Origin of the sequence: Mesorhizobium sp. M0058, from assembly GCF_040323095.1 — a bacterium.
Lineage (GTDB): Bacteria > Pseudomonadota > Alphaproteobacteria > Rhizobiales > Rhizobiaceae > Mesorhizobium.
Genome location: NZ_JAMYUQ010000018.1, coordinates 82,559 through 104,054, shown reverse-complemented (window position 1 = coordinate 104,054; position 21,496 = coordinate 82,559). Strand labels below are relative to the sequence as shown.

Sequence of the window (21,496 nt, the reverse complement as noted above, 5' to 3'; positions counted from 1 at the left end):
GTCACAGGTTCAAATCCTGTCCCCGCAACCAACAAAAAAAGCCCGCTTCACGCGGGCTTTTTGCGTTCGGACCGTGATCGATGGCCGCGACCGGCTATTCAACGATCGAGGAGGGCAGCAAGGCTGGCGTGCTCGACTTTATTGACAGGTCCGCGAACCGGGGGGTGATGCCGCCTCGGCGCATTTCGGCGAGAGCTACACGTCGAGCATTGGGAGTTCGCCAACCCGTCATGGCAATCGATCTGCACGACAACAGCATGATTCGAGCGGCGGAGAGATCGTCGTGCGAAGGCGCGAACCGTTGATTTAAACAACCCGCGCCTTGCCGAAGCTTTTCGTCGCGGGCCGCGTCAGCCAGCTCGCCGCAATGACGCCTGGAAGGCCAGCGAGGTCCAGCTGTTGCTCGAGGCGAGATGGCAATAGAGCAGCGCAAGCGCGCCGGATTTCCTGAGATCAAGAAACGCCTCGTCGCTCAATTTGTTGAAGGCCGGCTCGTCGATCACCTGAAAGTCGGTGAGGTTGAGGGTCTCGCCGCCCTCCAGCGTCACCTTGCTCTGCCGCGGCGCGAACAGGCCGTGCGCGTCGATCTTGTCGATCATGGCGCGAGTCGCATTGAAGTCGGTCTGGAACTGGCTGCAGAAGGCGAGCGCCTGCTTCGAGGCCTCGGCCGGCTCGTTGCCGTCGAAGAAGGGCGCGGTCTCGTCGCTGTCCTTGGACGAAGGCATCTGCTCGACGACGCGTTCGCTGGCACGGTCGATGCACAACGTCAGGCGGCCGGTCGTTTTCGATTCATCGGCGAGGATGAAGGGGTAACGGCGGACATAGGCGGGAATGTAATGCGGCTCCGCCCATTTGCCGTCGGCGCCTACGAACAGGTTCTGGTCCTGGCGCAGACCGGTGATGATGACAGGCGCCTTGGCGTCGCCAATGAAAACGATCGGATAGGAGCGCATCGCCGCGGGCATTTCCGATGCGAGGACGGGGATGGCGTGCGCGGTGCGGGCAAAGGAGAAATCGGCCCGCGCCGTAAGGCCGAGTGAGCCGTGCCGCAGCGGATTGAGCGCCTCGGGTTTTTTGTAGAACAGCGGCAGCGCGTTGGTCGCGGTGCTTCCGGCCGGGGCCGTGTCTGTTTTCGCGTCAGTCATCCCTAGTGTTCTCCTCTTATACCATTCCGGTTTAGGCCAGTGGCTGCCGGTGCGCAACGCGTTGACGGCTGCTTCACCCTACGTGGCCAAGATAAATCTATCTGTTTGTTTGATCGTGCTCTTTTGTACTTCTGGAGATCGAGCTCTATAGACAGCACGCCATGAAGCGGCGAGATTGGCTGACGGGATAGACATCTCAAGAGAGCCGTCTGAAAGACAGACGAACCAGGGCAGGCGCATGGCATCGCTTTCGGATTTCGAGCAGGGGCAGAGCTTTTCCGTCGAAGCCGGCGGTCAGACGCTCACGATGGAACTGAGCGCGGTGCAGCCCATTGCCAACAGCCCGCGCGACGGCGGTGGCTTCACGCTGCTGTTCAGGGGGCCGCGCGACGCGGCGCTGCCGCAGGCTATCTATCGGTTCAACGGCAAAAGCGGCGCCCATGAGATCTTCATCGTGCCGATCGCTGCCGATGAGGCAGGGCGGCTTTACGAGGCGGTATTCAACTGATTTTTTTCGACCGGATCGGCCACGGGGACGCTCCGGCCATCAGGGCGATTTGGCAGCGCGGCGGCTCGACATATGATCGACTATATCGAGATTGCGGACGTATTTGACGGAGCGGCGTGTAGCGCACTGTGCGCGGAAATTCGGGCGGCCGTGGGCCGTCCGGCCGGCCTGCTGGGGCGTGCCGACCAGAAGATGGCATGGCCGGAGATCCGAAAGACCGTGCGCGCCGATGTTTCGCGGGCCACTGAAGAGCGAGTGAGTGCCCTGTTGGCGCAGCAGAAGGCGGCTCTGGAACGGCATTTCGGGCTGCTGCTCGGCCAGGTCGAGAAACCTCAGTTCCTTCACTATCGGCAAGGCGATTTCTTTGTGCCGCACCAGGATGGCAACACGCCGCTCATTCACGACGAGTCGCGGTTCCGAAAGATCTCGGCGGTGATCTTTCTCAACCGTCAATCGGACAACCCTTCGCCAAAAAGCTATGCAGGCGGCTCGCTGGTCCTGCATGGGCCTTACAGCGGCCCGGGCCTGCGCGTTGCCATGCCCGCGTTGCCGGGCTCTCTCGTCGCCTTTCGTTCGGAAACGACGCATGAAGTCACCCCGGTCACGCGCAACGAACGTTTCACCATCGTCTCCTGGTATCGCGGCACGTGACGACCGGCACGGCCCTTACGGCGAACGGATCATCAGGTCGTAGAGGCCCTTGTCCTCGGCAACGGTGAAGCCGAGGCGTTTGTAGAGCCGCCGCGCTGGATTGTTCTTCTCGACATGGATCGAGACCGACTTGCCGACGGCGGCGGCCTCATCGATGAGATCGGCGAGCAACGCACCGCCAGACCCCTTGCCGCGATGCGCCGGCAGGAAGGCGATATCTATGATGCAATGCTCGCTCGCCGAGCGCTCGATATACAGGCGACCGATATCTTGCCTTGCCTGCTCGATCACCAGCCAGTCGGCGTTGGGATAGTATTTCTGGTAATGCGCGTGCTGCGCTTGAAACTGCATGTCGAGGAACGCCGTTTTCTGCGCATCGCTCCACGGCGTGACGGCAAGTTCTTCGGCGCGGGTCGAGGCGTAGAGCGCCGACAGGAACGGCAGATCGGCGTCCGCCATCGGGCGGAACGTCAGATCAATCCGCGCCGCGCGCACCCAGCAAAATATAACAGGCCCGTTGTCCACAATCGGAAGCTGGATCATGGAGTGGCGCTTACGGACGCGCCGGATAAACGCCTTGCATGGCAATGATGAACGTCATCGCCAGATAGGGAGGCAGGTTGTTGTGAGGCAACGTACTGCCCGCCATGCTCAGTGCCTGGGGGTCCATCTGGACCAGATTTTGCGAAGTGTTGTTCTGATACAGCGTTCCGCCCCCCGACTTCCCCAGAACAACCGCATCGGTAAGAGTTCCCTGGGCGCCACTCTCGGTGGACATCGCGACAAAATGATTATGTTGCGGCATTTCCGTTTGCAGAAGGGTGATGGACGTTTCGCCACCCGTCTCGCCGAGAAACCGCTCCGACAAGCCATTGCCCTGTCCTTGCCCCATGGGCGCGGAGCCAGCCATATTCGGCAACGCGAAGGTCGACTTGCCGTCGCCGCCGTAAACTGTGCCCAGCAGCGAAAACAACGCCGTATTCTGCGAGATTGGCAGGAGCTGGCCATCGCAGGTCGCCCACCCCGTCGGGGCGAAATCTCCGGCAAAAATTCGAATTTCGGCGACGAACGGATTGGTCATGGCAAGTCTCTAGCTTTGCTGGGGGAAGATGCCAAATAGCGAGATGATGAAACTGACGGCGAGGAACGGCACCATATTGTCGTGAGGCTGGCTGCCGCCGGCCGGCGAAATGGCTCCGGCGGCCATGTTGCCATCAGGTGCGATACCCACATAGGGCGTCAGCAGGCTCGATGTCGCCAGGACACCGCCGGACGGACCCGGATTCTTGGCGATATTCGACGAACCGGTCCAGGTATGGGAATGGTTCGGCATTTGTTGGGTTGAAACAGTGACGGATTCGACCCCGCCCAGTTCTCCGATGATATAGGTCTGGCTGACCAGCGGGCCCTTGCCAGCATGGACGGGGATGCGGGATGCGAGGTTGGGCAGGGCGAATGTTTCCTCCCCGTCGCCGCCATAGGTCGTACCGATCAGATTGAACAAGGTTTCGTTCTCGGAGATCGGCATCAACTGGCCTTGGCAGAACGCCCAGCCATTCGGAGGGAAATTGCCACCGAACATCCTGATCTCGCCGACAAAAGGTTGGCTCATCGAAGCGTCCTCTTAATTTCGCGACGGGAATATGCCTTGCAGGGCAATGATGAAATTCAAGACGAGATAGGGCGATCTGTTCTCATGCGGCTGGCCGCCACCGACGAAAGTGATGTTTTCCTTCGCCATAGCCACCGCGCTGCCAGGCGGCTGATAGATCGGGCTGGCGTTCGCCCCCAACAGCGCGCCGGATGGATTGTTGACGTTGCCGGCAGTGTTCGATGCGTTGACGAAATGGTTGTGTGTCGGCATTTCGCCGAGCGTGAGCGTGTGAAACTCTTCGCCGCCCTGGCCGCCGACAATTGCACCGATAGGGCCGCCCGTATGAACCGGCGCACGTCCCCTCATATCCGGAAGGGCAAAATTTGTCTGGCCGTTGCCGCCGTACCTGGTGCCAAGAAGTGAGAACAATGGCTGGTTCTGGTTAAGCGGCAACAACTGGCCGTTACAAAATGCCCAGCCGCGCGGTGCATAGTTCCAGGAAATGATCTTGACTTCACCTAAATAAGGCTCGCTCATCCCCGTTCCCTTCGTTGGCGGCTTACTGTCTGAATTCTTGTATTATGCCTAAGTAAGACAACAAGTCGATATCAGATTCATAAAATATATTTCCTAGGACGAAATCCAAGGTTGCTGACTACGGTGTCGCGGCAGGCAGCAGTGGCAGCGGCTGGTTGAAGAACGTCCGGGTGTCCGTCAGTGCCGTTGCCCCGCCATTGACGGTTTCGATACCGGCCTCGCTCGCCTGCGGTACGTTGATCGTGCCGTCGGCGCCGCCGAGGCCGTCCGCGAGGAAGCGGATGGCATTGGCGTTGTTGACGTTGGTGATGGTGTTGGCATGAACGTCGGCATTGATGATAGCGCCGGCAAATGTGGCGGTGACCGTGATGCCGCGGCTGTCGGCATTGTCGCGAATGGTGTTGTTGGTGACCGCCGCGTGCACGGTGCCCGGCTGCACGAGCTGCGTGATCGAGACGCTGTCGCCACCGCTTATGCCGTTGACGCCGATGCTCTGGATAATGTTGTTGTCGATCAGCACCTTGGCGACGCCGAGGCTTTCATGCCCAACCCTGATGCCGTTGCCGGTTCGCGATCCCGAGGTTGCTACGCCTTGCGTACCGATGACGTTGTTGGCGATTGTGCCGTCAAGCGTCCGTGCGAGGTCGCCGCTGCTGAACACGTTGATGGCCGTCGAGTCGCTGTTGGTGACGGTGTTGTTCCGGACGGTGAAATTCAGATTGCCGCCCGTGCCGGCGCCGGAATTGCTGCTCTGGGTGAGGTTGATGCCGTTGTTCAGATTGTTGAATAGATTTCCCGTGGTCTCGCCGATGTGAGCGTTGACGGTGCCGTCATTGGCAATGACGAACAGACCGGTTCCAGGGATGACTCCCGGTCCGGGATAGGCGTTGTTGCCGGTGAAGGTTGCGCCGTCGACGGTCAGCGTCATCGTCGGCGCGCCGGCGACACCGGCGCCGTCCGCCTCGAAGATGAAGTCGCTGCCGGCATTGTTCGAGGCGCCGTTGTTCGAGAACGTGCCGCCGCTCACCACCAGGTTCGCCAACGTGCCGCCGGAATTGATGACCTGCACGTTATGGGTGAATGAGTTGGAGACCGTGAGGTTGGTGAACGTGGTGACGTGCGAGGCGTTGCCGGTAAGTTCGTTGAACAGGATTCCGGACTCGGTGTTGGCATCGGCATTGCTGTTCAGGGTCAGACCGTTGAGCACCACGCCGTTGACCCGCAGCCCCTTTATGCCGTTGCCCGCATTGTCGCTGATGATCATGTTGCTCAGGCTGACATCCTGAGTGTCGGTCAGGCTGACGCCATCGCCGGTCGAGTTCTGGATCGTGCCGCCGCTGCCCCCCGTCGCGCCGGTGCCGGTCACCACCAGATTGCCGCTGGTGCCGGTGTTGTTGAGCACGATGCCGTTGGCTGCACCATTGGACGCAATGCTCCTGAACGTCACGTCGCCGGCGCCGATCGTCGTGTTGGCGACATTAAGCGCCGTGCCCGTGCCGGACGCGATGGTGTTGCCGGTGCCCTGCACCGTCACCGTGCCGCCGCCGGTGGCATTGAAACCGGCGCCGCTGGTGGTGGCGATGACCAGCCCGCCATTGGTGAAGTTGATCGTCGCACCGGTATTGTCGCTCAGGCTGACGCCAGCCGCCGTGGTCGAGGTGATCGACTTCGACGCGCCGGAGAAGGTGATGATGCCGGCGACATTGTCGTCCAGCAGGAGGCCGATCTGGCCCGCCGCATTATGCGTGATGTTGCCCGACAGGGTGATGTTGCCGGCGGTCAGGGCGCGATCCTGGATGTTGACCGCCTGGCCGGTGCTGCCGCTGGTGATCGCGCCGGCATAGGTGAAGGCCGCCGTGCCGCCGCTGTTGGCGGTGCCTAGGCCATCGCCGATACGGATCACGGCGCTTGTTCCGCCCACCAGCGCGCCGGTGCCGAGGTCGATCGCTCCCGAACCGGTGACGGTATCGAGGATGACGGCGCTGGTGCCGCCGGCGCCTTTGTTCGTGGAAGCGAAGGTCACGCCGCCCGCCGCGATGGCAACGCTGTCAAGGTTGACCGCGACGCCGCTGCCGGTCGAAATCGTGTTGCCCGAGCCGATAACGGTCACGGTGCCAGTACCGTTGCTCGTGGCGTTGAAGCCGGTGCCGGAGGTGGTGGTGATGGCCAGGCCGCCGCCGGTGAAGTTGACCGCGGTGTTGGTGTTCGCCGTCAGGTCGACGGCATTGTTGGCTCCGGTGGTCAGTATCTTGCTGGCGCCGGAGAAGTTGATCGTGCCGCCGGTGTTGGCGTTGACGAGGATCCCGTTGGCCACGCCGCCGGTGGCGCTGAGAGTGCCCGACAATGTCGTGGTGCCGGCGGTGCGGGTGGAGATGCTGACGACGTTTCCGGCCGTGGTCTTGGTGACCGAGCCGGCATAGCTGACATTGGCCGAGCCGCCGGTGACCAGGAAGGCCGCGCCGGTCGCGCCGCCGAGCGCACCGGAGCCGAGGCTGACAGTGCCGGCGCCGGTGACATTGGTCAGCGACACGTTGTTGGTTCCGCCGGTCGAATTGGTCGAGGTGAAATTGATGCCGGTGGTGGTGGCGATGCCGTTGAGGTTGACCGCCTGCGCGGAAGTGGAGCTCACCGTGCCGGTCGTCACATTGACCGTGCCGCCATTGATGGCGCTGAATCCGGTGGTGCCGTTGGTGACGATGTCGAGGTTTGCGAAGCTGACGGTCGAGGCCGTGGCGCCGTTGTTGATTGCGACTGCGGTGCCGGTCATCGGCGTCGTGGTGCCGAGATCGACCGTACCGGTGAAGCTCACCGTATTGGCCGCCGTCGCGCCGGAAATACTAATGCCGCTGGCAGCGCCATTGGCGATCACCGAGCCGGCGAAGGTGAAACTGCCGCCAGCGCGGGTCGAGATCGTGGCCGCCGCGCCCGACGTGCTGATGATAGAGCTGGCGCCGTCGAAGCTGATCACCGCGTTGCCGCCGGTCACCGAAAGGCCGCTGCCGCCCGATATGTCGACATTGGTACCGGCAATCGTGCCGCCAGCGCCCGACGCGCCACCGAAGGCGATGCCGGTTCCGGTCGCCGCCGTGGTGATGTTGACGTTGGTCAGCGTCGTCGTGCCGGTGGTGTTGTCGAGTTTGAAAGCAATGCCGGTGGCGCCGGTGCTGGTGACGTTGGTGATGGTGGTGTTGGACGCGTTCAGCCACACATCGCTGGCGTTGCCGGAGAAAGTAACGTTGTTGATCGTCGTGCTGTTTGACGGCGTGATCTCGATACCCTGCGTGGCGAAATTGCTGATGGTCATGTTGCTGATGACGGTATTCGCAGCACCCGCGCCATTGTCCTTGACGCCACGCGCGGCACCCGCCGGGCTGCCATTCAGGATGAAGCCGTCGATGATGTTGCCGCTGGCGCCGAGCGTGATGACATTGTTGCCGGCGCTCGTCGTCAGCGTCGCGGCGCCATTGGGCGTCTGGTCGATGATCGAGATGCTGTTGCTGGCGAGCTGGATGGTGGAGGGCACCGTCAGCGCCAGATTGATGTTGCCGTTGCCGAAGCCGCGCACCTGCTCGCCGGTGGCGAGAGCCAGCGTGTCGTTGCCATTGCTGCCTGCCGCGGTGATGGTGCCGCCATCGTTGACGAGAACCAGAATGTCCGTCGCCACGGCTGCTGCTTCGGCGGTGGCCAGCGTCGCGAGATTGTTCTGGTCGCGACCGCTGCCGTCACCGGTCGCGGACGCGCCGACGAAATAGACCTTGCCGACTCCGAAGCCCAGGCCGGGAGCCGACTGGAAGTTCACATCCTGGAAATTGTAGGTGCCGGCAACCGGCGCACTGGATGCGTCGATGCCTACATTGGCGCCGATGGTCGAGAGCTGGTCGGTCGCCGATTCGCCGTCGCCATAGGTGAAAGCGAGGTTGGTGGCGCTGTTGAGGAACACGCCGGTGTTGACGCCGGCAATGCTGGAGCTGGCGCCGCCGACAACGGCATCGCCGAGGCGTACCGTCTGGCCGCCAGTGGTGCCACGCAGGTCGACGCCTATCGAGGTGCCGGCGGCGGCGGCATTGGTGACATCGAAGTCATTGGCCGTCACCGCCGCATTGATGGTGGCACCGTTGAGGTCGAAGGCCACGCCCGTGGTGCTGTTCAGGCCGATGTCGAGATCGTTGAAGGACAGCGCCGCGCCAAGCGTGCCGGAAACATCGACACCACGCGTGGTGATGCCTTGCAGGTTGACCGTGCCGAGAATGATGGCCCCGCCGCCGGACGAGGCGATATTGGTCAGCGAGATGCCGGTTGCGGCGGCAGTGGCCGAAACACTGTCGAAATTCATGCCCGCAGCGCCAATCGTAACGCCATTGAGGTTCAACGCGGTGCCGCCGGCCGTCGTGGTGATGCTGTTGTCGCTGAGGAGCGCGCCGACGCTGACCGTGCCACCGCCGCTGGCGTTGAAGCCCGTGCCGGAGGTGGTGGTAATCACCAGGCCACCCGTATCGAAGTTGATCGTCGCGCCGGTGTTGGTCGTCAAGTCGACCGCCGTATTGGCGCCAGTGGTCAGCGTCTTCGTGCCACCGCTGAGAGTGATGGTCCCGCCGGAGTTGCCGTGGACATAAATACCATTGTCGAAACCGCCGGTGGCGCTGAGCGCGCCGGACAGTGTGACCGTGCCGCCGGTGACGCCGGAGATGTCGACGATCTTGCCGGCGGTGGTCTTGGTGACCGAGCCGGCATAGCTGACGGTCGCAGCGCCGCCATTGACCAGGAACGCAGCACCGGTCGCGCCGGTGAGCGATCCGGACCCGAGGCCGACTGTGCCGGTGACATTGGCCAGGCTGACATTGTTGGTGCCGCCGGCCGACGAGGTCGAGTCGATCGCGATGGTGGCGGTGACGCCGGTCAGGCTGATCGCCGGGCCGAGGGTCGAATTCACCGTCTCGCTGCCGCCGGTGGCGGTGATGCCCATCGTGCCGCCGGTGCCGAAAATGGCGGTGCCGAACGTGGTGTCGATGGTCAGGCCGCCGGTGAAGCTGGTGGTGCCACCGCTCTGCGAAAGGCCGATGCCGTTCGTCGTATCGATGTTGGCGAGGCCGGTGACGTTGACCGTGCCTGATACCACATGGATGCCGCCGCCGGCCGTGGCGGTGTTGTTGACCGTCACCGCGCCGAAGGTGAACGTACCGGTGTTGGCGCCGGTGACGTCTATGCCGAAGCTGCTGGTTCCGGTGATGCTGGTCGCGCCGGAGACATTCACCGCCCCGGTGACGCCGTTGAGGATGATGCCGCTGGTGGCGCCGCTCGAGGTGATGCTGTCGAAATTGACACCGCCGGCGCCGAGTGTGCCTTGCAGCGACAGCGCTGTCTGGCCCGTCGCGTCGATCGTCGTCGAACCGGCATTGGCGACGGTCAGGACATTCAGCCCCGAAAGGCTGAGGCCCGTGGCGAGCGATGTCGTGATGTCGAGGCCGCCATTGAAGTTGACCGCAGCTGCCGCGCTGCCGCCCGAAATCGAAACGCCATTGCCCCCGGTGATCGTCACCTGGTCGGTGAAGGTCACCGCGCCGCCGGTGCGGTTGGCGATATTGATGCCGCCGCCGGTCAGTGTTCCGGCCGGCCCGCCATTGGGCAGGAAGCCGCGCGACACCGAGAGGGTGCCGGTGCCGCCATTGACGTCGAGCAGCGTGCCGGCAACGTTGATGTTGTTGTTGATGACCGACAGGTTGCCATTGAGGCCGGTAACCTGGATGGCGGTCTGGCCGGCGGCGACGTTGCTGATCGTCACACCTTCGATGGTGATGCCGCTGGCATTGCTGAAGCCGACCGCGCTCTGGTCGACGAGGAAGGCGGCGCCGGTTGCGCCGGTGAAGTCGAAGGTGGTGTGGCGCACGGCATTGTCGCCGAGCAGATGCATGAAGTCGCCGGTGCCGCTGACCACGGCCTCGTCGCCGGTGATGTTGCCACCGGTGGCGCCGAGATTGCCCTGGACATTGGCCGGCTGGATCGTGCCGGTCGAAACCACATTGCTGTTGCCGAAACCGGTGATCGTCTGGCCGGAATCGAGCGTGAAGGCGGTGGCGCCGAGATTGATCGTGCCGACGAAGGCAAAGGTCTGCGCCCCGGTCAGCGCATCGGCGGCGGCAAGCGAAATGGTGTTGACGCCCTGGCTGAGATTGCCGGTCGTCCCGCCTGCGATGAACCCGCCCGACTGCGAGACCATCGTGACCGAGCCAGGCGCTACGGGCAGGTTGGCGCTGCCGGTGAAGAACACGTCGTCGAAATCGTAATTGCCGAGCGTCGGATCGAGACCGACCGTGTTGACGGTGAAGCCGCCGGGCGCGGTGATGGTGATCTTGGATTGCAGCCCGTTGACCGAGGTGCCGTCGCCGAAGGTGAAGTTGGCGTTGGCCGAGGTCGCGGTGGTGCCGCCGGACGACAAGTCGACGCCGATGCCGACAGTCTTGATCTCGGAGCCCGCCAGGAAGGTGACGACCTTGTTGCCGGTGGTCGACGACAGGTCGATGCCGCGCGAGGTCAGGTCATTCGTGCCGGTGATCGTCGTCAGGCGGAAATCGGCCGTCGTCGAGGAGCCGCTGAAGTCGATGCCCGTCTGGTTGGCGCCGACGTCGTCGATGGTGGTCGTGCCGAAGCTGACATCGTTGTTGGTGCCGGCGAAGTTGATGCCGGCAGTGCCGCTCGTGGTGCCCAGCGTGACCTGGGTCGTGCCGAAGGTCACCGGGCCGGCATTGCCGACAATGTTGATGCCGATGCCGCCGGCGCCCGTCACGGTCACCGCCCCGAAGGTTGCCGATGCGGTGCTCGCGACACCGGAGATGGACAGGCCGGTGCCCAAGGCATTGGTGATCGATAGCGGGATGGTAACATTCAACGTTGCGGTGCCGATCAGGCCACCGACCACCGCGCCGCCGCCACCGCTCGCCGACAGGGTCGGGCCGGTGAAGCTGAACGCACCGCCTGCCGGGGGCAATGTCGAGCCGATGGCGAACAGATTTCCGGTGCCGGTTGACGTGACGCTGCCGCTGAACTGGGCCGAGCCGCCGATGGTGCCGTCGATCTTGACCGCCGTTCCTGGTGCTGTTGCCGAGCTGGAGATGTTGGCCGAGACCGTGATCGCGGCGCTGCCGCCAAAAACCACGACGCCGTTGCCGGTGCCGGAATTGGTGATGGTGCCGCCGATGTTGATCGTGCCGGTGTTGTTGGTCAGGCTGACGTCGTCGCCCGAAACCAGCGTCGTCACCAGATTGTTGACATTAACCGTCGCGGCGCTGCCTTGCACCACGAAGCCGGGGCCACCGCCAACAACCGTGTCGATCGTCGTCGTGCCATTGAAGGTAACGGCGTTGGCCACGTTGGTGAGGCGGATGGCGTCGCCATCGACGCGATTGATGTCGACAGCGCCGAAGGTGACGCTGCCGCCGCTGGTGTTTTCGATGAGGATGCCGGTCTGCACGGCGCCGCCTGAGCCGTCGACGGTGATGCTGTCGAAAATGACGCCGCCTGCGCCGATGGTCAAACCGCCGGCGCCACCGAGATGGATGCCGTTTTCGACAGGGCCGAGCCCAGATGCGGTCGTGTTGGTGCCGGTGACGGTGAGCGTGCCGCCATTGATGGCGCTGAAGGCAAGGCCGCCATCGGTGGTGAGGTCGAGCCCGCCGGTGAAATTGATCGTGCCGCCGGCATTGCCGGTCAGGTCGATGGCGTTGGCCGCGCCGGTGCTGGCGGTGATTTGGCCGGCGAAGGTGGCCGACCCGCCGGTCATGCCGCTGATCATGACAGCGCTCGCGGCACTCGTCTGATTGATGGTGCCGTTGTAGGTGAGGTTAGGCGTTGCTCCAAGAATGCTGAGCGCCGTGCCCGTCGTGCCGGCGATCGAACTCGCATTGTCGAAGGTCAGCGTGCCCGTGGAACCGCCCGTGACGCTGACGCCGATACCGGCGCCGGTGATGTCCAAATTGTTGAAGGTGCCGGTGCCGCCGAAGTTGCTGGCCAGCAGGCCAGTGCCGCTGACGCCGCCCATCGTCGTGTTGGTGATGTTGATCGCACCCGTTGCGCCGGTCAGGTCGATGCCGGTTACGGCGCTGCTGATCGTCACCCCGGTGATGGTGGCCGCGTTTACATTCGATCCGTTGATCGCCGAGCCCGAACCTGCATTGCTGACGCTGAGGTCGGCGACGCGGTTGCCGTTGGCGAGATCGATGGTGCTGCCGGCCGAGTTGTTGAGAGTGGCGGCGCCATTGCCGAACGGATCGACCTGGGTGCCCGACGTAACCACCTCGGCGCCGGTGACGTTGGCGGGCGGCCCGCCGAGAGCGACGGTGTTGCCGTTGGCGAAGGAGACGATCTGCTGGCCGTCGGCAAGCGTGAAGCCGTCGGCATCGGTGTTGATGGTTCCAGCGCCGTTGTTGACAAGGACGAAGATGGTGTTGGCGTCGGTCGTCAGACCGTCGGCGGCGTCGGCGTTGATAAGGTCGCCAACGCTCGCGCCGGAGCCCGTTCCGGTGTCTGCGGCGCCAACGAAGACGATGTTGGCGGCATCGAACAGCTGCGGTCCGACCAGATGAGTGGCGTTGAAGGCATAGGTGCCGCTGCCGGCCATCAGGCCGCGCATGTCGAGCGAAGCGGTGGTGCCGGTGATCGTGCCGCCGCCGAACGAGAAGGTGGTGTTGGCGGTGGTGCCGGCTGCGCCATGTGTGCCCATCTGCACGCCGGTGTCGGCCGTAATGGTGCCGGTGCCGATGGTGACCGAGCCGCCAGTGGTGCCCGACAGGTCGATACCGGTCGACGTGGCGCCACCGAAGACGGTGAGCGAATTGGCGCTAAAGGCCGACTGGCTGCCCGACAGGTCGAGGCCGGTGGCCTCGACGCCGCCAATATAGATTGAGTCGAAGCTGATCGTGCCGTTGACGCCTTGAACGTCGATGCCATTGAGGCCCGGCGCACCGATTTCCGCATAGCCGAAGCTGACGGCGCCGGTGTTGCCGTTGAGCGCGATGCCATTGCCAAGCACCTGGCTGATGAGCACGTCGCCGCTGAAGCCGACCGTTGCCGTGCTGCCGCTGATCGAGATGCCGTCGCCGGTGGTGCTGCCGATCGTCGTCGGGCCGGTAACGCTGACGCTGCCGCTGACGCCCGAAAGGCTGACGCCGGTTGTGCCGCCGACGTGGCCGATGTTGGAGAGCGTGACACCGAGCCCGATATTCGACGCCGTAAAGGCGGATGTGGTGTTGTTGTTGACGGTACCGCCGTCGATCGAAAGCGAGCCGGTGCCAGTTGACGTGGCCTGGACGCCGCTGCCGCCATTGCTGGTCGCGTTGAGCGTCTGGAAGCTGGTGATGGCATTGCTGTTGATCAGCAAGCCGTCGCCGGCATTATCCGACACCGTCGTCGTGCCGGTGAAATTGTAGGTGCCGTCGCCCTGGATCGACAGCCCAGCGCCGCCATTACCGGTCGAGCTCAGATTGCTGCCGGAAACGTCGTTGGCGCCATCGAACAGCACGCCATTGAGGGCGGCCCCCGACACGGTCATGCCGGTCAGCACGACGCCGGTAACGCCGCTGCCATGGATGCCGTTGGCGGTACCGCCGGAGATGTTGAAGTCCTGGAGCGAGGTATTGTTGGCCAGCGTGACGACGTCGCCGCTGCCCGAAGCGGTCAGCGTTGCGGCGCCGGCCGCATCCGAGATGGTGCTGCCGTGATCGACGTTGTCGCCGGTCACATTGATCGGCAGGCCGCCGAGCGAGAAGGTGCGGCCGTTGCCGAAAGAGGCCAGGGTCTGCCCCGCTTCGAGCGTAAAGCCGTCGGTGTCGTCGATGACACCGCGATTGACCAGCACGAAAATCGCGGTGCCGTCGGTATTGTTGTCGGCGTCGGTGATCGAAGCCAGGTCCGAAAGCGAGGTACCGTCGCCTGTGCCGCCTGCGGCGACAAAGATCAGCTGCGTCTGGTCGAACAGTTGCGGCCCGTTGAACGTCGTCGTGCCGAATGCGTATTGGCCCGAACCGGAATTGAGGCCGCGTGCGTCGAGCGAGGCGAGGTTGCCGCCGATCGAGCCGCCACCGAAGGTGAATTGGGCGTTGGCGGTGTCGGCCGGCGAGCCGGCAATGCCGAGCCGCACGCCGGTGCCGACATTGGCGATGGTGCCGCCATTGGTGATGATGATCGTGCCGCCGTTGGTCTGGACAAGGTCGATGCCGATGGACGTCGTGCCGCCGGTGCCGTTTATGTTCAGGGACTGCGCGGTGAAATTCGTCTGGCTGCCGGAGAAGTCGAGGCCGATGCTGGAGCCGAGCCCCGAGATGATGATGTTGCCGGCGATGACGGACGCATTGACGCCGGTAAACACCATGCCGTCGGTGCCGGGATCGGTGATGTTGATGTCGCCGAAGCGGATCGCGGCCGGCGAATCCGTGATCGCGATGCCCGGTCCGGTCGTGTTCGAGATCGTCGTCGAGCCGTTGACGGTGAAGCTGCCCGAAAGATTCTCGAGCACGACGCCCGATGCGCCGCCCGTCTGGGTGATCGAATCCAGCACGATATGGGCGGTGATCGGATCGATGAAGACACCGACGCCGTCGTCGCCGAGCGCCTTGTTGGCCGACACCTGGCCGCCGCTGATGGTGATCGAGCCGGCGACCCCGGTGCCCTTCACGGTAATGCCGGCATCGTTGTTGTCGAGCGAGTTGAGGGTGGCGAAAGTGTAGGTGCCGTGGCCGGTTATATCCAGGCCGTCGTCGCCATTGCCCTGCAGTAGCGTCGTGCCGGTGAAGTTATAGGTGCCGTCGCCTTCGATGTGCAGTCCGTCGAGGCCGTTGCCGGTCGCGGTGAAGTTCGAGCCATTGACGCCGGTCGATGTACCGGTGAAGTCGGCGCCGTGGCCGCCGGTGCCGGTGACCGTGACGTTGGTCAACGTGGCGCCGGTGATGTTGTTGCCGAAGATGCCGTCCTTGCCGCCTGTGATGATGATGCCGCTCAGCGTGTTGCCGTTGGCGAGCGTCAGGACGTTGTTGGCGGGGTCGGTGCCCTGGAGGGTGCCGTTGGATCCGCCGAAATTGTAGGTGCCGATGCTGCCGTCGACGAGCCGCGCCTGGACGCCCCCGCCACCGCCGATGACGGTCTGGCCGTTGGCGAGCGTCACACCGGCTGTCGTAATGTTGCCCTTGCCGCCGAGCGCGACGACGACGGCGTTCGCGCCGGCGCCGGCGACCGCATTGTCGAGCGTGGTCGGGTCGCCGATCGTGCCGAGGCCGAGCGCGTCGTTGTCACCATCGGCAAAGAAGAACTGGCCGAATGCCGTGTTGGTGGCGGCATTGATCGCCACCCGCGTCGACGTGCCGGTAACTTTGTCCTGGCTCTCGATGCGAACGCCGATGTCGCCACGCACGCGCTCGTTGACGCGTTTGCGCAGGCCGGGGCTGACCGGATAGACCGGCTCGGCGCCGTCATCGGCCGAAGACGAGCCCTTGTCGAAAGCGTTGAGCGGCACCGTCAGCCGGATGCTGCCGGCGAACTGGGTGTCATCGCGGTTGTCGTTGCGCACCTCGCCGGTGAAGGTCAGCGACGTGCCTTTGCCGATGACGTCGCCGATCGAATATTCCAGGCCGGCCTTGGCGCCGGTGATGCTGCCGTCGTCGCCGTCGGGATCGCCGAAATGGTAGGCGCCGAGATCGAAACGCAGTGAATGGTTCTCGGGCAGGTTGAGCGGCACCTGAACGCCGACCTCGCCCTCGATGCCCCAGGCCGCGTAATCGCGGTGGGCGATGGCCGATATCTGCTCGATCAGCTGATGACCGACCAGCGACAGGCTCGACTCTTGCCCGGCCGTGCTGCGGTCGCCGCTGATCGGCAGATAGACGTTTACGTGCGCATCGTATTTTGAGGTGATGGCCTCGAGGCCGAGCGTCGAGGCGACGAACTGGTGACTGTCGTGGTTCTGGATGTTGAGATAGGCGTAGCCGCCGATCATCAGATCCGGATTCACGATGCGGCGAACGCCGAGGCCGACGTCCTGGCCGAAGCCGTCGTCGAAATCGTATTTCGAGCGCACATCGAGAAAGAGAACGGATTCGAGGTTCTGCTTCAGCGGCAGGAAACCCTCGATCGCCGTGTTGCCGCCATTGTTGTTGGCGCCGATGATGGCGCGGACCTGCGGCTGCCACAGTCCGGTGTCGCCGGCATGGGCGGCTATGCCGGAAAGGGCAAGTGCCAGAGTGGACAGCGCAGTCGTCTTCCAGAGATGCCTGGAAAAACCTGACCGGCGATACTTGCTATTCGCCCGGAAGCTTCTTCCGTGCGTCGCCATGTCATTGATCTGCCGAGTTTTCTCGGTCGTCTCCATCCCTTGCGAACCCCGACGAGTACACGCTCCGTCGCTAATACTATCCGAATCCCAGTGTATAGCGAGCATGATTGTTTGCTTTACACGTACAAGATTTCAAAGTTGTTTATTGTGACAATTCAGCAACAGTAATTTAGCCTGAGCTCATGTACCGTATTGGCTTCCCCGCCAGGCTCGGCTGTTGTATCAACGCGCTCGGCGAAACCCTGACACGACGAGGATCGGGTGGCTTCATTGCTGAGAACCGTTTGTGGCCGGGCCGCCTGGGTCGGCGCGCTATGGCTGGTCGTGACGGCAGGGTCGGCGCTTGCCGAAGAGCCGAAGTCAACCACATCTGCCGAGACCAAGCCTGCAGAAGGCAATCCGTGGGCGCTAAACTGCGCCAGCGGATCGGCCGGCATCGAGCTTCAATGCCAGGTCTCCCAAAACCTTACCGAGGCCAAGACGGGGCAGCGCGTTCTTACCGTTACGGTTCGCCGCGACAACGGCAATGGCAACCTCGCCATGCTGCTGGCCTTGCCGCACGGGCTGTTCCTGCCTTCCGGCGCCTCGTACCAGATCGACCAGGGGCAGAAGACGACCATTGCCATCCAGACCAGCGACCAGAACGGCGCCTATGCCGCGACCCCTTTGTCGGCGGACCTCGTCAAGGCGATGAAATCGGGAACCAACCTGAACATCGGCATGGAGTCGGTGACGCGCAAGCCGGTGACCATTCCGGTCTCGCTTGCCGGATTCACTGCCGCGATCGACAAGCTTCAAGCGTTGAAATAGCCGGCCTATCTCGGCAGATGCGTAAGCATCAGCTTACGTTATGGACTGGCCGGGCTCACACGTGCTTGCGGCCGCCTGTCTCGCGGAACCAGCTGTCGGGGTAAGGATACCACCAGTCCTGGATCGCCGGTCTGTGGTCGATGATGACCATCTTGGAGCGTCGGAAGGCGTCGAGTCCCTGGCGTCCCAGCTCGCGGCCAAGGCCTGATGCCTTCCAGCCGCCGAAGGGCAAGGCGTCATTGTCGATCAGCGGGTTGTTGACCCAGACCATGCCGGCCTCGAGCCGCTCGGCCGCCTCATGCGCCTCGGCGAGGTCGGTGGTGAACACCGAGGCGCCGAGGCCGAACGGGCTGTCATTGGCAAGCCGGATCGCCTCGTCGAAATCCTTGACGCGGCAGATCGCGGCGACCGGTCCGAAACACTCTTCGCGCACGATCGCCATATCGGGGGTGACGCCGGTCAGGATCGTTGGCTCGTAGAACCAGCCAGTGTTGTGCGCCGGCGGAATGCGCCCGCCGGCAACGGCTATAGCGCCGTTGCTGATAGCATCATCGACCAGCCGCATCACTTTCGCCCGGGCGGCTTCGCTGACCAGCGGGCCGATCTCGGTCTTGTCCATGCCATTGCCGATGCGCAGCGCCCGCGTCTTCTCGGCGAACAGCTCGACGAAGCGATCGTGAACCGAGTCGACGACAAAGAAGCGTTCGGCCGAGGTGCAGACCTGGCCGGTCAGGTGGAAGGCGGCGGTGACGCTGCCGGCTGCCGCCACGTCGAGCGGCGCGTGCTCGCTGATGATCAGCGGATCGCTGCCGCCGGCTTCGATGACGCAAGGCTTCATGCGCTCGGCGCAGGCGACTGCCACGGCTTTGCCGGCGGCGACCGAGCCGGTGAAGGCGACAGCGTGGGTGCGCTCGGAGGCGATCAGCGCCTGCGCGGTGGCGGCCGTGCCGGGCAGGCAGGAGACCAGCCCTTCGGGCAGCGAGCGGAACACGGTCATGTAATCGAGTGTCGACAGCGTCGTGGCTTCGGCCGGCTTGATGATGCAGCCATTGCCGGCGGCAAGCGAGGCCGCAACGGTCCAGGACATCAGCAGGATCGGGAAGTTGTAAGGCATGATGTGCACGGAGACGCCATACGGCTCGTAGCGCGCATACTGGAACGACCCGGCCTGCGTCGTACCGGCGATCTTGCCGGCGTCGTCGCGCGCCATCTCGGCATAGTAGCGGAAGATCGGCGCGCAATTGGCGATCTCGCCGATCGCTTCGGGATAGGGCTTGCCCATCTCGCGCACCATCAGCTCGGCGCAGCGCGTGAAGTCCGCCGCCTCGATGGCGTTGGCGACCGCATGCAGATGCTTTGCCCGGCTCTTGGCATCGAGCTGCTTCCAGGCGGCTTGTGCCGTGGTTGCGGCACACAGCACCGCATCGACCTCACCGTCCGTTGCGGCGGAGATCGAGCCGACGGTCTCCAGCGTCGCCGGATCGATCACCGGTTTTGCCGTGCCGGTCATCGGCCGGTAGTCCGGATTGACGAAGAAAGCCGGCCGTTCAGCGGAGAATTGCATGGTCGTCCTTTCAGGTCCGCTCAGCGGATCATGTAGACCTTCTTGATGGTCTCATGGACGGTGCAGACGCCTTTCCAATTCTGAGGAAAGAACGCCGCCGTGTCCGGCTCGATCTGGATGACCTCGCCCGATTCGTGCACATAGGTGCAGCGGCCCTCAAGGAAGTGGCAGAACTCGTCGCGGGTGACATGGCAGTGCCATTTGCCGGGGGTGCAGACCCACAGGCCGCATTCCGAACGGCCCTCCGGCCCCTTGTAGAGCAGCTTGCCCGAGGTGTGGGACACGCCCTCGATCATGGTCGGGATGACGCCCCAGTCGACGAGGTCGGTGATGGCAAGCGGGGATTGCATGATGGGCGTGGTCATGGCGATTTCCTTTAAAAAAGTGCTCAGCGGCACATGAAGGCCTTGGTCAGTGTTTGCGTGATGGTGGAGGTGCCGGCCCAGCCGGCGGGGAAGAACACCAGCATGCCGGCCTCGACCGGGATCTCTTCGCCATTCTCGCGGACATAGGTCCCGCGGCCCGACAGGAAATGGCAGAACTCGTCGGCGGCAAAGGTAACCTTGCGGCTGCCTGGCGTGCACGACCACAGGCCGCATTCGCTTGAGCCGTCCGGGTTCTGCGAGAGGATCCTGCCCGAGGCGCGCGGCGAGCCGGCAAGCGTGTTGCTGCCCCCGCCCCAGTCCTCCAGTTTCACGGTCGAGGCCTTTGGCCAGTGCGGTGTCGGCATATTGGGAAGCTCCGTTGCTGTTCAAGCCAGCATGTAGACGTTGCGCATGGTCTCATGCACGGTGCATTCGCCTGTCCAGCCGGCAGGGAACATGACCACGGTCCCGGCTGCGACTTCTACCACCTCCCCGGCATCCGACCGGTACGTCGCGCGGCCGGCGACGAAATGGCACAATTCGTCGCGCGGAATCGAGAGCCGCCAGCGGCCGGGCGTGCAGACCCAGATGCCGGATTCCGGCTGGTTGTTGGGTCCTTTGTGGACAAGCCTGCCGGTCGAGTGCGACGCGCCGTCCAGCGCGTCGGACTGGGCGCCCCAGTCGACGAGGTCGGTGCGGGTGGAGGCTTGGTAGAGGTGTGGGGCGGAGGAGGTCACAGCAGCGCCTCCAGCAGCCCGGCTGCCTTCTCAGGCCCGTTCTGGGCCTGCATCTGCGCCGAGGTCTTCGCCAGCCTGATCTTCATCTTGGTGTCAGTCAGGCAGGCTTCGATCCTGCTGATCAGCTGGGCGTCGCTCCAGTCGTAGCGCGGCATACCGAAGCCGTGGCCGGTTTCCTGGACGCGGGTGGCGTTGTCGTGGCCGTCCCAGACATAGGGCATGATGATGGCCGGCTTGCCGAAATAGAGGCACTCTGTGAACGAGTTGTTGCCGCCATGGTGGATGACCGCATCGACTTGCGGAATGACCGAAGGCTGCGGAAACCAGCTCTCGACGATGACGTTGCCCGGCACATCCGTGTACTGGTCCTTGTAGCCGCCGACATTGACCAGCGCGCGGTAACGGGTCTTGCCCAGTGTTGTGATGATGCGCTTCAACAAATCGACATCGCCGGCGCCGAGGCTGCCGAAGGAGACATAGAGCAGCGGCCCGTCATTGTTCTCGGCGAAGGTCGGCACGGCGTATGGCTTTTCCTGCCGCACGCAGCCTTCGAGATACTGGAATTTCGTCGTATCAAGCGGATGGCGGCGTTTGAACTTTGCCGCTTCGGGATAGAGCAGGAGATTGAGATAGGGCGAGGCCTCGAAGAACTGACCGACCGGGTATGGCGCTTCATTGTTTGCGGTGAGGAAGGCGTTGAAGTCGTCGTGGATGGGCTTGATCACCGCATTGAAATGATCGCGATAGCGCTGGTGGCCGACATGGTCGTTCTCGCCGCAACCGGAGAGATGCGGCGGGATGTCCTCATCCTCGATCTCGTTTTCCGAGCAGGAGATGACGCGCACCCAAGGCTTGCCGAACTGTTTGATGGCCGGAAACAGGATGACATTGTCGACGCAAATGACATCAGGCTTGATGGCGGCCAGGACTCGCGGCAAATCCTTCTGCGCCCATTTGGCGCTGTCGACGATCGCGGTCCAGCAATCCTTCACGTAATTGTCGACCTGATCGTAGGGCGATTTGCGGAAGTTCGGGATGTGGCCGTTGATGAAGTCTTCCCAGAATTTCGCCATCTGCTCGGGCGGCATCGGCTCCGACAAGTTCACCGGATGCGCTTCGAAGCCGTAACCCTTGTAGACATCGACAAAGCCGGGGTCGGACAGGAACACTACCCTATGGCCGCGCGCCTCGACGGCTTGCGCGATGCCGACCGAATTGAGCGCCGGGCCGTAGGCCGCTTCGGGAAAAAACGCGATCGTCTTCTGCGCCATC

At 63.6% G+C, this 21,496-nt stretch carries 14 protein-coding genes; 3 read left to right on the top strand and 11 right to left on the bottom strand.

What is annotated here, in order from left to right; genetic code table 11:
- Positions 1-350: 350 nt before the first annotated feature.
- Positions 351-1,145 (bottom strand): SapC family protein, encoded by a 795-nt coding sequence (locus tag NKJ75_RS27225; protein WP_023835061.1) that lies wholly within the window; start codon positions 1,143-1,145, stop codon positions 351-353.
- A 238-nt stretch (positions 1,146-1,383) separates the two neighbouring features.
- Between NKJ75_RS27225 and NKJ75_RS27220 the strand changes: the two genes are divergently transcribed.
- Both NKJ75_RS27220 and NKJ75_RS27215 read left to right on the top strand, forming a co-directional pair.
- On the top strand, positions 1,384-1,653 hold the full coding sequence (locus NKJ75_RS27220) for a DUF6916 family protein (protein ID WP_023672960.1): 270 nt from the start codon (positions 1,384-1,386) through the stop codon (positions 1,651-1,653).
- A 72-nt stretch (positions 1,654-1,725) separates the two neighbouring features.
- Complete coding sequence (locus tag NKJ75_RS27215) at positions 1,726-2,304, top strand: 2OG-Fe(II) oxygenase (protein ID WP_023835060.1); 579 nt, start codon at positions 1,726-1,728, stop codon at positions 2,302-2,304.
- 15 nt (positions 2,305-2,319) lie between these two features.
- Here NKJ75_RS27215 and NKJ75_RS27210 read toward each other — a convergent pair whose 3' ends face one another.
- From NKJ75_RS27210 to NKJ75_RS27190, 5 genes are all read right to left on the bottom strand, one after another.
- A complete protein-coding gene (locus tag NKJ75_RS27210; RefSeq protein WP_023835059.1) occupies positions 2,320-2,847 on the bottom strand; it encodes a GNAT family N-acetyltransferase in 528 nt (175 codons plus the stop codon).
- Positions 2,848-2,857: 10 nt separating this feature from the next.
- A complete protein-coding gene (locus NKJ75_RS27205; protein WP_023685706.1) occupies positions 2,858-3,385 on the bottom strand; it encodes a phage tail protein in 528 nt (175 codons plus the stop codon).
- Between the two features lie 9 nt (positions 3,386-3,394).
- On the bottom strand, positions 3,395-3,886 hold the full coding sequence (locus NKJ75_RS27200) for a phage tail protein (protein ID WP_245265697.1): 492 nt from the start codon (positions 3,884-3,886) through the stop codon (positions 3,395-3,397).
- Between the two features lie 42 nt (positions 3,887-3,928).
- Positions 3,929-4,435 carry a phage tail protein gene (locus NKJ75_RS27195; protein WP_023672955.1) on the bottom strand — a complete coding sequence of 169 codons (507 nt, stop codon included), beginning with the start codon at positions 4,433-4,435 and terminating at the stop codon, positions 3,929-3,931.
- Positions 4,436-4,553: 118 nt separating this feature from the next.
- Positions 4,554-16,748: an inverse autotransporter beta domain-containing protein gene (locus NKJ75_RS27190; RefSeq protein ID WP_352500400.1), complete on the bottom strand. Its 12,195-nt coding sequence runs from the start codon at positions 16,746-16,748 to the stop codon at positions 4,554-4,556.
- 270 nt (positions 16,749-17,018) lie between these two features.
- On the opposite strand from NKJ75_RS27190, the gene NKJ75_RS27185 reads away from it, so the two are divergent.
- Positions 17,019-17,558 (top strand): invasion associated locus B family protein, encoded by a 540-nt coding sequence (locus NKJ75_RS27185; RefSeq protein WP_023672953.1) that lies wholly within the window; start codon positions 17,019-17,021, stop codon positions 17,556-17,558.
- A gap of 55 nt (positions 17,559-17,613) precedes the next feature.
- On the opposite strand, the gene NKJ75_RS27180 is transcribed toward NKJ75_RS27185, so the two are convergent.
- The 5 genes from NKJ75_RS27180 to NKJ75_RS27160 are packed head-to-tail and all read right to left on the bottom strand — an operon-like array spanning position 17,614 to position 21,495.
- On the bottom strand, positions 17,614-19,122 hold the full coding sequence (locus tag NKJ75_RS27180; protein WP_352500399.1) for an aldehyde dehydrogenase family protein: 1,509 nt from the start codon (positions 19,120-19,122) through the stop codon (positions 17,614-17,616).
- A gap of 20 nt (positions 19,123-19,142) precedes the next feature.
- Complete coding sequence (locus NKJ75_RS27175; protein ID WP_023672951.1) at positions 19,143-19,487, bottom strand: cupin domain-containing protein; 345 nt, start codon at positions 19,485-19,487, stop codon at positions 19,143-19,145.
- A 23-nt stretch (positions 19,488-19,510) separates the two neighbouring features.
- Entirely contained in the window at positions 19,511-19,852 is a 342-nt protein-coding gene (locus NKJ75_RS27170) for a cupin domain-containing protein (protein ID WP_023672950.1), read from the bottom strand.
- Between the two features lie 21 nt (positions 19,853-19,873).
- Positions 19,874-20,224 (bottom strand): cupin domain-containing protein, encoded by a 351-nt coding sequence (locus tag NKJ75_RS27165; protein WP_023672949.1) that lies wholly within the window; start codon positions 20,222-20,224, stop codon positions 19,874-19,876.
- Positions 20,221-21,495 (bottom strand): glycosyltransferase, encoded by a 1,275-nt coding sequence (locus NKJ75_RS27160; protein ID WP_023835058.1) that lies wholly within the window; start codon positions 21,493-21,495, stop codon positions 20,221-20,223. Before NKJ75_RS27160 ends, NKJ75_RS27165 begins: the two co-directional genes overlap by 4 nt.
- Position 21,496 lies beyond the last annotated feature (1 nt).